The sequence below is a fragment of the Pseudoalteromonas sp. A41-2 genome (assembly GCF_015767615.1).
Lineage (GTDB): Bacteria > Pseudomonadota > Gammaproteobacteria > Enterobacterales > Alteromonadaceae > Pseudoalteromonas > Pseudoalteromonas lipolytica.
In genome coordinates this window covers 2563481-2576880 of record NZ_CP065231.1, presented here as the reverse complement: position 1 = coordinate 2576880, position 13400 = coordinate 2563481, and the positions used below count along the sequence as shown (strand labels likewise).

Here is a 13400-nt window from a genome sequence, read left to right as displayed (position 1 = left end):
TTGTCGCTGCCGTGTCGTTTTGATAATATAGTTGCCTAGGCATTTAATTTAATAAATACTGGGTTGTTATGTTTGAATCATCGTTACTCGCTCAGCTTCAAGCTCAGTTTCCATCACATCAATTTAGTCGTGAAGGCTTGTCTGTATTGCACACAGGGCGCTTTGCCAATGCAATTGTGTATCGTTATAAAGACGCACAACACGATTTAATCATTAAAGATTTTCAGCATAGCCCGTGGTGGGTTAGAAAAACCATTGCTCCACTGTTTATAAATCAAGAGTACAAGGGATTGTCACGGCTTAAAGGTGTTGACGGTGTGGTAGACCACTTTTGTCGTTTATCGCCTATTGCCATTGCCTATGATTTTATTGAAGGTACACCACTAAGGGAGCTTGCATTGCAACAGCAGCAATTACCGCGCGACTTTTTTAAAGAGTTTGAGCGTTTAGTCGCAAAAATGCATCGCCACGGTGTGGTGCACTTAGACCTGCGTAATCTGGGTAATGTGATTTGTTCACAAGATGGTAAGCCTTATATCATTGATTTTCAGTCGGCAATTCGGTTTGCTCGTTTTCCGCGTTGGTTGCAGCGCTTTATGCGAGGGGCTGATATGAGTGGGGTTTATAAAGCATGGCAAAAACTAGCAAACGACTCATTACCGCAAGCAAAAGCGGCGTATTTGCATGACTTTAATCATGTTCGTAAACGCTGGATTTTTAAAGGATACCCGCTACAGCGAGCATATGTGTGGGGCAGTGGCGTTGTCACACAAATTTTAAACTCTGACTTTATTCGCAGTATTTTTGAAAGGTTCTAAAAAGCGCGTTTGCACGCGCTTCATGAAAGAAAACTAGTATTTAGGCCACCCATTCGCATCCCAATTAAGTGTGCTAATAAGCAGCTTTGGTCTGCCATTGTCACCCGCATCATATGCATGGCGCACAATCACATCGGTATTAAGGATATCTTGTCCACCTGGACCGACCCACTGGCTGTTACCTGCATCAAGGATACTACCGCCCCCTGATAGCATGTTGTTGCCATTTTTATCAAGGTAAGGGCCACGGATATCAGTTGAACGACCGTATGCAATTCGATAGGTACTGTTAGTGCCTTCACAACACTTACCCATAGAAACGAATAAGTAGTAGTAACCTTGGCGATAGATAATAGTAGGGGCTTCAATACCACCAGAGCGACTCGCTAATGAGTAAATTTCGCCAAAGGGTTTCATGGTCATTGGGTTAATGCGCGTAAGCTTGATCCCTGAATTCCATGAGCCAAATGTAAGCCAAGGCGCACCATCTTTAGCCACGATTAAATCGGGATCAATCGCGTTGTAATTATTGCTATTTGTGGTGTTGATCACTAAGCCATCATCACGCCAATTGCCTGCGGCCACGCTACTGGCTGATGCTAAACCGATGGCACTGACTCGTGAACCAAATGTCGAAATAGCGTAGTATAACCAGCTGCGATTATTGTAACGTTTTAATTCAGGCGCCCACACATCTATTCCATCATGATCAGGTACATAGTTGCCCCACCAAGCAAGTCCGTTTGGAAAAACAGGTAAAGCATCATTCCAATCTACGCCATCACTTGAGTATTTGCCGTAAATACCGGGACCTGTTTGAAAAATCCACCATGTGCCATTTTCGTAACCAATCGTCGGATCATGGGTCACTAAACTGCCTGTTAATGGCCAGTGATTGGCTGCACCATTGGTGGTCGATGGGTCAAAAGGAGTGGATTCTACATTGGCGAGTTTAGTAAGCTGCCATTGCTGAGCATCACTGCCGTTGTAACTCCACTGACTAATATTCGCGCCATCATTCCCATTAAATTCATATAAGTCGAGTGCTTTACCGCTGTGATCATTGATAAAGCTATAATAGCCACTGCCTTCTTCATTGATTTGCCAGTGCTGACTGGCAATGTTTGCATACTCATATTGTACAACGTTGCCTCCATCGTCAGTCGAGAAATCAAATACTTCGAGAGCTTTACCACTGTTCAAGTTAATGACCGAATAATTACTGCCGCCAATGTTGGTAATTAGCCAGCGCTGTGTATCGTGGTTCGTATTCCCCCATTGACTCACGTTTGCGCCATCATTGGTTTGGGCGTTAGCAACTTCGACAAGTTTTTCACTGTATTTCGATTTAATCGTATAAACGCCGTTATCAATGGCATAGGCACTCGGTAACAGCAAACTGGCGGCTAATCCGATAACGCCGACTGTATTTTTAGAAAGTATCATTGTGTCTCCAAATCATTGTTTTTGAGCTTTCCTTGGTGTGTTCTGATCCTTGGATTAGTTTGAAGAAATCAAACTATTTATAATACTTTATTATATTATTATTTTTGTAAAGGTTTTGGTGAAGTAAATTAACAAATAATTTACTTGGTGGCGGTTAGAGAGAGAAGTTATAAAAAAGCCACTCAGTGAGTGGCTTTAAAAATTATTGACTAATAAACTGATTAGGAATGTCCCATTGCAGGGTGTGTAATTGACCCTGCCATGTCTGAATTGTGACCCACAATTTGTCATCGGCCGAAATAGCTTTCGGGGCTATTGCATGTGCGTGTTGACCATGTGCCGTTCCATGCATAAGGCCTTCTTCATCTTTTGCAAATTCAGTGAGTGGCAGCGGCGCTTCACCTATATTTAAATAGGCTTGACGTATATTGCTAATATCACCTTGATTAAAGGCGATAAAGAAATCTTTTACATACTCGTTATGATGCGAATAGGGGGCATCTTCATTAAGTGGCATTGGTGCAATTTTAAACTCACCAGCTTGTTGCTCTTGCCAAAGAGCAGGGAATTGTGGGTTGAGCGATTGGTAAATAAACCACACCGGTAAGGCGAGCACAATTGCATGTAACAGGTACTTTTTACGTTGCCACCACGTTGCGTTTAAACGTGCCATTAGTTTGCCTCCTGAATGTTATTAACGGGCGCAGCTTGGCGTGCTTTTTCAGGTTTATTTTTTACCAATTTAGAGGTGTACATCATAAACCCTGTGACCGACATACCACTTAAAATTAAGCCAAAGATAAACCAGATAACTTTGGTCCAAAGGCCACCAATATTACCGTAATGAAGGGGGTCGGTAATGTGCGATAGAGTTTGTAATCCTGTCATTGTTTCTGGACTTTTGCTGGCTGCTATCTCACCGGTCCATGGATTAACAGAGGTTGAGTACGCATAGTTATCATAAAAAATCGTATCACCACTGCCCATAATGTTGAACATACCGCGATTATGCTCAGGTAGCATCACATAGCTCGGTTTAAAGTCGGGATACTTTGCTTTTGTAGCTGCTAATGCGGCTTTTAAATCAGTTGGTGGTGTTTGTTTTGTGGCGGGCAATGTCGACACCGCCACTAACGGGGCGTGCTCTTCAATATCAATTTCGTTGTGCCACATAAAGGCTTGTACAAAATACCATAAGCCAGTCAACGCCATGATTGCCATAAACCAAATTGACCATACTCCGCTGAGTGTATGTAAGTCCTTGAGGAAGGTTTTACGGCCTTGATTAAAGCGCAATTTTGGTTGCGTGAATGCACGCCAGAAATTCTTATAAATTACTAAGCCAGTGATTAGAGCACCCAGAATAACAAATGCCATTGCGCTTACTAAGTAATAACCAATGCTGTAGCCTTCTTGCCAAGGGAAAAATAACCAACCATGCAGGGTACGCATAAACTCAATAAACGAAATGGTGCTGTTTACAGCTTGCACTTCGCCAGTGTATTGATTGACGTAAGCAACAGCATAAGGTTTGTCTGTGTCGGTAAAAATGACTGCGTTTACAAGGTAAGGCTCATAAGTAAGTACACTCATAACATCGGCACTTGGGTAAGCACTTTCTACGCTTTCAATAACCTGATCAACAGGCATCGCCGGTAAATTGTTTGGGTTAGTTGCGCGTGCTTCGCTGTTGGTTAACCACGTCAGTTCATGGCTTATTACTGAAATTGTGCCCGTAACACAGATAAAGCAGAATAACACCCAGATAGGCAGCGAAAACCAACCGTGTAGCTGGAACCAAAGACGTTTACTCATGAAAAATAGCCCGACATTTAATTGATGATAGTAATTGTTATCATTCAAATTGTACTACAAAGCTTTAATGAAACACAATCTCTGTCGTTGCGAGGTAAAAAAGGTGCTATTCAGCACCTTTCTCATGTGTATGATTAAGTGTAACGATCCGCTGTGGGAAGGGAATGTCGATATCTGCACCCTGAATAGCGCTGAATACTTTGCGGTTAACCGAGAGCTTGGTTTCAATAATTTTGGTCGTCGGCACCCAATAACGATAACTTAATGTCACGCCGCTGTCTGCAAAGCGCTCAATACCGACTTGTGAATGAGGCTCGTCGGCAACTAATTCGTGCTCTTTTAATACTGTTTCGATGAGTTCAATTGCTAAGTCTGCGTTGGCATCGTAGGCAATATCAATTTCACCTTTTACCAGTGAATAACTAAACGAATTATGTAAAATTTCACCAACAATGTGTTTGTTTGGGATAGTGATTTCGACTTTTTCTTCGTTAATCAAAATAGTATACCCAAGTTCAATAGTTTTAACTTGTCCGCTAACGCCCTTTACTTCAATCGTGTCGCCAACAACAAAAGGGCGCGTGGCAATGATTGCAAGACCAGCCCCATAATTTGACAGCATACCTTGCAGTGCTAAACCAGCCCCTAACGATGCAGCACCGATTGCTGCAACAAATGGTGTAACACTGATGCCTATTTTACCCAGTGCGATAACCAAAAACATAATAATAAGCAGTACTTTAACAACGTTACTGACAAAGTTAGTTAAGGTTATGTCAATGTTGTGCCGTTGCATTAATCCAGCAATCATTTTTGATACTTTTTGTGCGACCCATAAACCAAAGAACAGGATTAAGATGGCACCAAAAATTTGCATGCTGTAGGTAACGAGGTATTCGGTAATCAAGTGGTAGTATTTTTCAACTTGTTGTAATTCAGAATCGATCATGTGTTTTCCTAACAAGGTTACTGCTTGCCCTGACTATACCAGAGCATGTTGTAAAACAGGATAGAGTAAGGGCACTATTATAGCGCTTAAAAGCGCACTCAGTGCCATTGCGACCGATGCAAATGCGCCGGCTTTTGCCTCTTCAGTAATAAGTGAGGCGGTGCCAATAGCATGACACGCGGTGCCGATGGCAACACCTTTAGCTTGTGCATTACGGATGTTTAATAGCGAAAAAATTAAATTGCCAAAAATCCCACCCAGTACACCAATAAAAATAACCATTGCAGCAGCAAGAGAAGGAATACCGCCCAGTGCATCCGTGACAATTAACGTGATGGGCGTTGTAACAGAAAGGCTGGCAAGCGATGCACTAAGCTCAGCGGGGGCAGCAAAAAAATAGCAAATGAGTGAGGCAACAACTGTGGCGTTAATCACCCCTAAGCTACAGCTAATCACGATGAGTAATAGGTTTCTTCTTACGTGCACAAACTGCTGATACAGCGGCAAAGCGAGGGCGACTATCGCCGGTTCTAATAACCAGCTGAGTATTTTGCTGTGCTCAGCAAACGGCGCATAAGGTAAGTCGAGTGTTACAAGTAACGCGGCAATAATCAAAATAGCCCAGCAAACAGGGTTGCTAAGTGCTTTTGAAACACCGTGAGTTGTTTTGTTGTTGAGGACTCTTAGTAACAAAAAAAGGCAAATAATGACTGGAACGCTTAACCACCATAAATTAGTCGTCATTTTCACGCCCCTTAAAATAGGCGATAACGCCACCAATGAGCAATACGCTGCTCAAAGGCACAATAATAAATACAGTGAGCAGAAGCGACCAATGTTGACCAATTAAACCAAGGTGCTCAACGATGCCAACGCCCGCTGGAATAAAAAATAATGGCATGTAATTTAACAGAGGGCTGGCTGTCGGTTTTAGCTGATGCTCTTTAACAACCCCCGTTAATAGCAGTAAAAGTAACATGACCATAGCGAGCAATGGCGCAGGAAAAGAGCTGTTAAGTAACAGGCTTAAATACTTAGCGACCGCTAAGCACGCAAGAATAATGGCACTACTGAACAGGTATTTCATGATAGATGGAAAATGGCTTGTGAAAGTTCAACTACATCATACCCTTGTCAGTAGTACTATGCGACTTTAGCTTACCATGACTTGGCGTTGTTAAACTCAATATCATCTGCTCCTTTTGCTTTAGCAATGGCTTTTTTGGTATTTGGGTTCATTAATAAGCGAATTTGGCTCCAGGTTTCTTTTGCTAAGATTTTACGTTGCTGCGAGCGATAGCTCTGTTGAGTAAGCCGCTTAATTGCTGCCAATGTATCTGGTGAACGCGCCATGAGGGTTTCGAGCATTGCCGCGGTGTGTTTATCAACATCATCTGTAAGCTGGGTAACAAGCCCATAGTCTTTAGCGTCCTCAGCAGATACGGGACCGGCATGACTTGCCAGCCAGAGTGCTTGGTCACGTTTCATTAATCCTGCAAGCACCACATTTGCTCCCATATCGGGGCATAACCCCCAGCGTGCTTCCATAATGGCCAGTTTGGCGTGTTTATCTACAATTCGGTAATCGGCACCGAGTGCTATTTGCATTCCTCCGCCAAAGCAATGCCCCGAAATTTTTGCGATTACAGGAATACTTAAATCTTGCCAGCCTAAGACCACTTTTTGCGCAAGGTTCTGATTGCCCGGCAGCCACTTAAAAAGCAGTTTCATGATGTTACTGGGCTTTTTCATAACGGCTGCGACATCGAGCCCAGAACAAAAATGTTCACCTTCACCACTAATCACCACAGCGCGTAAGCGAGGGTCACGTTTAATTTTTTTGATGACGCGTGACAGCTCGACAAACATATCAAAACTAAGCGCATTTTGCTTTTCTGGACGAGCAAGGTAAACCCAAGCGACGTGTTGTTTTATTTCTAGCTTTATCATGGCAACTCCTCTGACCTGTGTGTTAGAGCTTACGAGCTAATGACAAGTATGTAAAGAAATGCTGATGTGTCGCAAAGAAACGTTAATTTTTTCAAAAAACGGTAACTCTGTCATATGCTTGATTACAAATTGATGTATATTTTTAAAACAAAGAAGCAGGTTTTCAACTAGCTCAATTTTGCTATCGGTAAGATACTGGCTCAAACTTTCGCAAAATACCACGACACGACTAGACTTAGCGTTAAGTCGCGCTACAAGGAGTATACATATGCTGATGCGCAAAACAGCTCGCATAAAGAATCAATCATCATCTTTTATAACAACCGCCTTATTTACCGTGGCTTTTAGCTCGGCTTTAGTAGGCTGTTCCGATGATAAATCAACGAAACAGGCTACGCCGCCACCGGCGGTATCTGTTTTTAATGTTGTTACCCAAGAAGTCGGAGATTATCGAGAGTTTGTCGCCCGCACTGAAGCGTTTCAAGAAGTTAAAATTAGAGCCCGTGTTGAGGGGGAGCTCATTGAGCGTCACTTTGACGAAGGATCTGCGGTTGAAAAAGATCAGTTATTATTGCGCATAGACCCGTCTGAATACCGCTCCACGGTGGCCGAGGTTGAAGCCGATCTTAAAAGTAAAAAGGCTGCTGCAAGTGCTGCTCAAAGAGACTTAAAACGGGGTCGAGATGTTGCCTCTCAAGGGTTTATTTCGCAGTCCGATTTAGACAAGTTATTAACTAACTTTGAACAAGCGACAGCCGCGGTGAAAGCGGCCGAAGCTGAGCTTGAAAAGGCAAAGTTGAATTTAAGCTACACTGAAATTCGAGCCCCATTCGCGGGTCGTATAGGTAAAGTGAACTACGATGTGGGCAACATTATTGGGCCCTCATCGAATGAACTGGCAGAGCTGACTGATGTAGACCCCATTTATGTGAGCTTTCAAGTTGAAGAGGCTGACTACATAAGCTACCGACAGCAACATCAAACCCCAGATCGCGACCCACGTGATGTACCTATTGATTTAAGTTTACGATTACCAAATAACTCCGTTTTTCCAGGCAAGGGAGTCCTTGATTTTGCGGATACTAAAATAAATCGAAACACGGGGACCGTTGAATTAAGGGCTTCGTTCGACAACCCCGACGGCATGGTTATGCCTGGCTTGTTTGTTACATTAATAGTCGAGAGCACCAACAAAAAAGAATTAGCCTTGATTCCACAAGTTGCAGTACAAGAAAATCAACAAGGTAAGTTTGTACTTGTTGTTAATGATGAAAACACAGTATCGATGCGCGTTGTGAAACTTGGTCGTCGTATTAACGCGATGTGGGTGGTTGAATCAGGCCTTGAAGCAGGCGAAAAGGTGATTATTGAAGGCTTACAAAAAGTCCGCCAAGGTGCAGAAGTCAAAGCCGTTGAAAAAAATGTTGATGCAACAACGGGCACTATTACTAGCAAAGCCAACTCTTAGGGGGCAGAGATGATTAGTAAAACGTTTATATCTCGCCCTAAATTTGCGCTGGTAATATCGATAGTCATTACGATTGCGGGTTTAATCTCAATGACATTATTGCCGGTGAATATGTACCCGCAGATCACGCCACCGCAAGTACAAATTTCGACAAGTTACCCCGGAGCCAGTGCTCAAATAGTGGAAGAGTCGGTGATCAGGCCCATTGAAGAGCAAGTCAATGGGGTTGAAGACATGATGTACATAGAATCGACTTCGACAAATAACGGCACGGCAAATATTACTGTTTATTTTAAGGTTGGTACTGACACAGACATAGCACAAGTGAACGTGCAAAACCGTGTTGCGCTCGCTGAAGCGGGATTACCTGAGGAAGTAAAGCGTCAAGGGGTATCGGTTAAGAAAAAGTCGAGCTCTATGTTGTTAGGGATTAACCTTTACTCGAGTAAAGATAATATCGACGCTATTTTTCTAAGTAACTATGCAACAAACTATTTAACGGAGCCACTTGGTCGTATAAATGGGGTTGCCTCTGCGGAGGTGATGGGTGAGCAAACCTATTCGATGCGTTTATGGCTTCGCCCAGATCGAATGGCATCATTAGGCTTAACGGTGGCCGATGTTCGAAGCGCATTGCAAGAGCAAAATACCATTGTTGCAGCAGGTAAGTTAGGCGCGGCTCCTACGGGGCCCAGTCAGCAATTTGAATATTCGATTCAAGCAAAAGGGCGCTTAAAAACCCCAGAGGAATTTGGCCAAACCATTATTCGTTCGAGTAAAGACGGTAACTTTGTTCGTTTACATGATATTGCCCGTATCGAAATGGGGGCGGCAAGCTACAGCACCTCCGCTAAATTGAATCAGCAAGATACAGCATTTATCGTTATTTATCAGTTAACAGAAGCCAATGCCACGCAGGTTGCAGAGGATGTTAAAGCCCGTATGGCTGAGCTGGCAAAGCAGTTACCCGATGGCATCGAGTATTCTATTCCTTACGATACAACCGAATTCATTAACCGTTCTATTGAAGAAGTCGTGGTAACCCTTTTACAAGCGGTTGGTTTGGTTATTTTAGTGGTATTTTTGTTTTTACAAAATTGGCGCGCAACCCTGATTCCCACCGTTGCTATTCCGGTGTCTTTAGTGGGGACGTTTGCTTTTATGATGATGATGGATTACTCCATTAACTTAATCACTTTATTTGGTTTAGTACTGGCAATCGGTATTGTGGTGGATGATGCGATTATCGTTATAGAAAATGTTGAGCGTATTTTAAAAGAAGAGAAACTACCAATAAAAGAAGCCGTTACTAAAGCAATGGAACAAGTGTCTGGGCCTATTGTTGCAACCACACTGGTGTTGCTAGCGGTGTTTGTACCGGTTGGATTTATGCCTGGCATTACCGGAGAGTTATATAAACAGTTCTCGGTGACAATTTCATTTGCAGTGCTAATTTCTTCGGTGAATGCATTAACCTTGAGTCCGGCGCTTTGTACGCTATTACTCAATGAAAAAGCGATGAAACCGATTAAGTGGCTAGCCCCATTTGAAAATATTATTACGCGCTCGACCAGTGGCTACAGTAAAGTCGTTAACTTTATTCTAAAGCGTAGCGCACGAATGGCGCTGTTTGCGGTTATCATTTTTGCGGCCGCGGGATGGTTAGTTAAAGCTGTCCCCACCGGATTCGTGCCAGCCGAAGACCAAGGTTTTCTATTTGTTGATGTGCAACTGCCAGATGCTGCGGCAAGTAACCGCACCAAAGAAGTCATGCATAAATTGGGTGATATTATTAAAAATGAACCCGCAGCAACTGATTTTATCGCCGTTTCAGGTTTTTCATTATTAGGCGGTGCAGGTTCAAATAATGCCTTGGGTATTGTGGTACTAAAAGATTGGGAAGAGCGCACAGACGCTAATTTAGGTCTGCGAGCGGTGTTAGGTCGTTTGATGGGGCAGTTTTGGGCGATGCCAGACGCACAGATAATGGCATTTAACCCGCCATCAATACCGGGGCTTGGCACCAGTGCCGGTTTTGAATTTAGACTGCAAGACAGTGAAGGGCGTGAACCCGCTGCGCTTTCTCAGGTGCTTAACGGCTTAGTATACGAGGCTAATCAACGGCCTGAACTGTCAAATGTGTACAGTACATTCAGAGCAAATGTTCCGCAGTACTTTTTAGAAATTGACCGTAATAAAGCCAAAGCACAAGGTGTGGCGTTGAGTGATATCTTCTTAACGCTGCAAGCACAGCTAGGTTCTTTGTACGTTAATGACTTTAATCAATTTAGCCGAACGTATCGGGTCATAATGCAAGCCGAAAGTCAGTATCGTCAAAACCCCGCAGACTTACAGTACTATTACGTGCGTAACGACGAAGGGGTAATGGTTCCTTTAACAACACTGGCCAAACTTGAACCGATTCTTGGCCCGACAAGTTTAACGCACTTTAATTTGTACCGAAGTGCCAGTATCAGTGGCCAGCCAGCGCAAGGGTATTCAAGTGGGGATGCGATTGCTGTTATGCAAGAATTGGCCGCTAAGCTACCCTCTGGGTACGTGTATGAGTGGGCAGGGCAATCTAAGCAAGAAATTGAAGCGGGCAACGTCGCGCCAATTTTATTTGGTTTAGCGGTCGTATTTGTTTATTTGTTCTTAGTTGCGCAGTACGAAAGCTGGACGATTCCATTTTCAGTTATTGCAGCTGTTCCTTTAGCTTTGTTTGGTGCCATGCTTGCACTGTACGTGATTGGGATGGAAAACAATATTTATGCGCAAGTTGGTTTAGTGTTGCTGATAGGTCTGTCGACGAAAACGGCCATATTAATTGTTGAATTTGCGATGGAAGAGCGTGCCGCCGGAAAAGGCATCGTTGAGGCAGCACTCAACGCAGCAAAATTGCGTTTTAGAGCGGTATTAATGACGGCCTTGTCATTTGTGCTTGGCGTATTACCGCTTGTGTTTGCGAGTGGGGCAGGGGCAGGCAGCCGAATATCATTAGGTGTGACTGTGCTCTTTGGTATGCTAGCGGCCACTATTTTTGGCACGTTGCTTGTTCCGCTATTTTATACATTAGTGCAAGCTATGCGTGAAAAAGTGAAAGGCCAAAGGGTCGAAAACTAAAAAAGAGACACTAACGATAAAAAAGTCAGGGTAACCTGGCTTTTTTTTTGGCAAAACAGAAAAGAGGTTTGTTATCATACCTAAAATAACGCAGTTTGCATGTGCAGAGGGTTTAAGGAATGGCTGGTCCACGCTTATATAGTGAAGAAGAAGTAACACATCAGGCGTATGATATCTTTTTAGAGTTAGCACCCGATAACTTAAGCGAACAAGATATTAATGATTTTAACGAGCACAGAGAAGAGTTAGGTTTTATCGAAGAAAGTGAGCCTGACGATCAATGGCAAGATTTTGTTGCATTAGAAATTGAACCTGAGCTGTTTGTACAAGTCTTAGTAGGGCTTGAGTTTGATAACCAAGATATTTTATTTGCCAAGATTTTAATTAGCCGAGATAAAGATGCACCGTTTTGCCACATTCTCTGGAAAGATAGCGAATAACTCTCCAGCCGATGTTTGACTCTACTTTTTGTTGTCTTAGTACAATTAAACGTGTTTTTTTAGCCGCCTTACTGCTTAGCAGTTGGCAGGCTATTGCTGTTGATCCATTTGAAGATTTTCATGAATACGGGCAGTTGTCAGAAGAAGAAATCCATAAAATCCATAAAGGCGAAATGCTGTATGGTGATATGGAGTTCGGTTTTATGGTAAGTAGAGGCAATACCAATTCAACGAGTTTCAAGTTCAAAGGTAACCTTTATCAAGACTTTGAAAAGTGGCGTAATCAATTCAAAATAGACACGCTTTACAAACGCGATCGCAATGAAGAAACCGGCGATGAAGAAGTATCAGCAGATCGTATTTTTGTCTCGGGGCAAGGAAACTATAAGCTGAACGTGAAAAATGAGTCTTTTTTCATTTACGGAGATTACGAAGAAGATAAATTTAGTGGTCTTGAGTTTAAGAGTACGGTTGCAACAGGGTATGGCAATCGTATTTATCAAGGCAGTAAAAATAAAGTCGATATAGACGTTGGACCGGGCCTTTATCGTTCAGTTGCCGATCAAGAAATTGCAACGGAAGAAGACGAAACAAAAACCGGTTATCTGCTTCGTTTAGCGTTGCAATGGGAGCGCACCGTTTCTGAGCGCACACGCTTTAATCAAGATGTGAGTTACGAGCAATCTTTGTCAGGTCTTAACTCGCGATTAAAGTCAGAAACATCATTGATCAGTAAGATTATGGGCGATGTGTCACTTAAATTTACCTATATGTATCGCTACAACTCAAAACCAGAGGAAGACAAGCTTAAGTATGACTCAGAGCTAAGTGCGACCTTTGTTTATAGCTTCTAATTAGAGAATTCTTTATGTATCAACATAAGCAATACGCAGTGTTTATTTTTGTTGTTTTGGGCTGGATAGGTGGTTTTCTTGCCTTGGCGTGGAACTTAATCGGCGCAGATGTGCCATTAATGGGGTTTTGCGCTATTTTAGTGTTAGTGGCTTTTTTATTTCATAGCTTAACTATTAAAGTAACCGATAAAACAGTGAGCTGGGCATTTGGGCCGGGTGTATTTGGTAAAACGGTGAGCTTTGACGACATTGAATCAGTCAGAGCGGTCAGTAATTCATTTCGCCATGGAATTGGTTTACGAATAACTCACGATGGCTGGGTTTACAGTGTATCAGGGTTTAAAGCTGTAGAATTAGCAATGAAAGATGGCACTCACTATCGTTTAGGCACCAACGACCAAGAAGGCTTGCTAGCGGCATTGCAGGCACACATAACTGAACCTGAATCTAAGCCAGAGCCGGAACATAAACCAGAACCAGAGCAAGTGGATGATTAATTAAGCGAATTGGTATAAAAAAAGCGCCTCAGGCGCTTTT

At 42.9% G+C, this 13400-nt stretch carries 13 protein-coding genes; 6 read left to right on the top strand and 7 right to left on the bottom strand.

From position 1 onward, the window contains the following. The first annotated feature begins 68 nt into the window (after nt 1-68). A complete protein-coding gene (locus IT970_RS11645; RefSeq protein WP_036966563.1) occupies nt 69-818 on the top strand; it encodes an RIO1 family regulatory kinase/ATPase domain-containing protein in 750 nt (249 codons plus the stop codon). 33 nt (nt 819-851) lie between these two features. On the opposite strand, the gene IT970_RS11640 is transcribed toward IT970_RS11645, so the two are convergent. The 7 genes from IT970_RS11640 to IT970_RS11610 all read right to left on the bottom strand — a co-directional run bounded on the left by IT970_RS11640 (nt 852) and on the right by IT970_RS11610 (nt 6978). Next, complete coding sequence (locus IT970_RS11640) at nt 852-2264, bottom strand: family 43 glycosylhydrolase (RefSeq protein ID WP_036966567.1); 1413 nt, start codon at nt 2262-2264, stop codon at nt 852-854. 202 nt (nt 2265-2466) lie between these two features. Then, a complete protein-coding gene (locus IT970_RS11635) occupies nt 2467-2937 on the bottom strand; it encodes a hypothetical protein (protein WP_036966570.1) in 471 nt (156 codons plus the stop codon). After that, nucleotides 2937-4079: a PepSY-associated TM helix domain-containing protein gene (locus IT970_RS11630; protein WP_036966573.1), complete on the bottom strand. Its 1143-nt coding sequence runs from the start codon at nt 4077-4079 to the stop codon at nt 2937-2939. Before IT970_RS11630 ends, IT970_RS11635 begins: the two co-directional genes overlap by 1 nt. A gap of 106 nt (nt 4080-4185) precedes the next feature. Next, nucleotides 4186-5028 carry a mechanosensitive ion channel family protein gene (locus tag IT970_RS11625; RefSeq protein ID WP_075593798.1) on the bottom strand — a complete coding sequence of 281 codons (843 nt, stop codon included), beginning with the start codon at nt 5026-5028 and terminating at the stop codon, nt 4186-4188. 33 nt (nt 5029-5061) lie between these two features. Continuing rightward, a complete protein-coding gene (locus tag IT970_RS11620) occupies nt 5062-5772 on the bottom strand; it encodes an LrgB family protein (protein WP_036966578.1) in 711 nt (236 codons plus the stop codon). Then, a complete protein-coding gene (locus tag IT970_RS11615; protein WP_036966581.1) occupies nt 5762-6115 on the bottom strand; it encodes a CidA/LrgA family protein in 354 nt (117 codons plus the stop codon). The genes IT970_RS11620 and IT970_RS11615 overlap by 11 nt, the downstream gene beginning before the upstream one ends. 71 nt (nt 6116-6186) lie before the next feature. Further along, entirely contained in the window at nt 6187-6978 is a 792-nt protein-coding gene (locus IT970_RS11610; RefSeq protein WP_036966584.1) for a crotonase/enoyl-CoA hydratase family protein, read from the bottom strand. A gap of 268 nt (nt 6979-7246) precedes the next feature. Here IT970_RS11610 and IT970_RS11605 point away from each other — a divergent pair, with 268 nt between their 5' ends. From IT970_RS11605 to IT970_RS11585, 5 genes are all read left to right on the top strand, one after another. Further along, entirely contained in the window at nt 7247-8446 is a 1200-nt protein-coding gene (locus IT970_RS11605) for an efflux RND transporter periplasmic adaptor subunit (protein WP_230235559.1), read from the top strand. Nucleotides 8447-8455: 9 nt separating this feature from the next. Further along, nucleotides 8456-11569: an efflux RND transporter permease subunit gene (locus IT970_RS11600; RefSeq protein WP_036966587.1), complete on the top strand. Its 3114-nt coding sequence runs from the start codon at nt 8456-8458 to the stop codon at nt 11567-11569. A gap of 119 nt (nt 11570-11688) precedes the next feature. Next, nucleotides 11689-12009 carry an HI1450 family dsDNA-mimic protein gene (locus IT970_RS11595; protein WP_036966590.1) on the top strand — a complete coding sequence of 107 codons (321 nt, stop codon included), beginning with the start codon at nt 11689-11691 and terminating at the stop codon, nt 12007-12009. A gap of 11 nt (nt 12010-12020) precedes the next feature. Next, on the top strand, nt 12021-12863 hold the full coding sequence (locus IT970_RS11590; RefSeq protein ID WP_118844560.1) for a DUF481 domain-containing protein: 843 nt from the start codon (nt 12021-12023) through the stop codon (nt 12861-12863). Between the two features lie 14 nt (nt 12864-12877). Then, nucleotides 12878-13360, top strand: a complete 483-nt coding sequence (locus IT970_RS11585; protein WP_074989039.1) for a hypothetical protein — start codon at nt 12878-12880, stop codon at nt 13358-13360. Nucleotides 13361-13400: the final 40 nt, after the last annotated feature.

Coding starts and splice junctions, on each gene's coding strand:
- IT970_RS11645 (WP_036966563.1), top strand. CDS start 69: ATGTTTGAATCATCGTTACTCGCTCAGCTTCAAGCTCAGTTTCCATCA.
- IT970_RS11640 (WP_036966567.1), bottom strand. CDS start 2,264: ATGATACTTTCTAAAAATACAGTCGGCGTTATCGGATTAGCCGCCAGT.
- IT970_RS11635 (WP_036966570.1), bottom strand. CDS start 2,937: ATGGCACGTTTAAACGCAACGTGGTGGCAACGTAAAAAGTACCTGTTA.
- IT970_RS11630 (WP_036966573.1), bottom strand. CDS start 4,079: ATGAGTAAACGTCTTTGGTTCCAGCTACACGGTTGGTTTTCGCTGCCT.
- IT970_RS11625 (WP_075593798.1), bottom strand. CDS start 5,028: ATGATCGATTCTGAATTACAACAAGTTGAAAAATACTACCACTTGATT.
- IT970_RS11620 (WP_036966578.1), bottom strand. CDS start 5,772: ATGACGACTAATTTATGGTGGTTAAGCGTTCCAGTCATTATTTGCCTT.
- IT970_RS11615 (WP_036966581.1), bottom strand. CDS start 6,115: ATGAAATACCTGTTCAGTAGTGCCATTATTCTTGCGTGCTTAGCGGTC.
- IT970_RS11610 (WP_036966584.1), bottom strand. CDS start 6,978: ATGATAAAGCTAGAAATAAAACAACACGTCGCTTGGGTTTACCTTGCT.
- IT970_RS11605 (WP_230235559.1), top strand. CDS start 7,247: ATGCTGATGCGCAAAACAGCTCGCATAAAGAATCAATCATCATCTTTT.
- IT970_RS11600 (WP_036966587.1), top strand. CDS start 8,456: ATGATTAGTAAAACGTTTATATCTCGCCCTAAATTTGCGCTGGTAATA.
- IT970_RS11595 (WP_036966590.1), top strand. CDS start 11,689: ATGGCTGGTCCACGCTTATATAGTGAAGAAGAAGTAACACATCAGGCG.
- IT970_RS11590 (WP_118844560.1), top strand. CDS start 12,021: ATGTTTGACTCTACTTTTTGTTGTCTTAGTACAATTAAACGTGTTTTT.
- IT970_RS11585 (WP_074989039.1), top strand. CDS start 12,878: ATGTATCAACATAAGCAATACGCAGTGTTTATTTTTGTTGTTTTGGGC.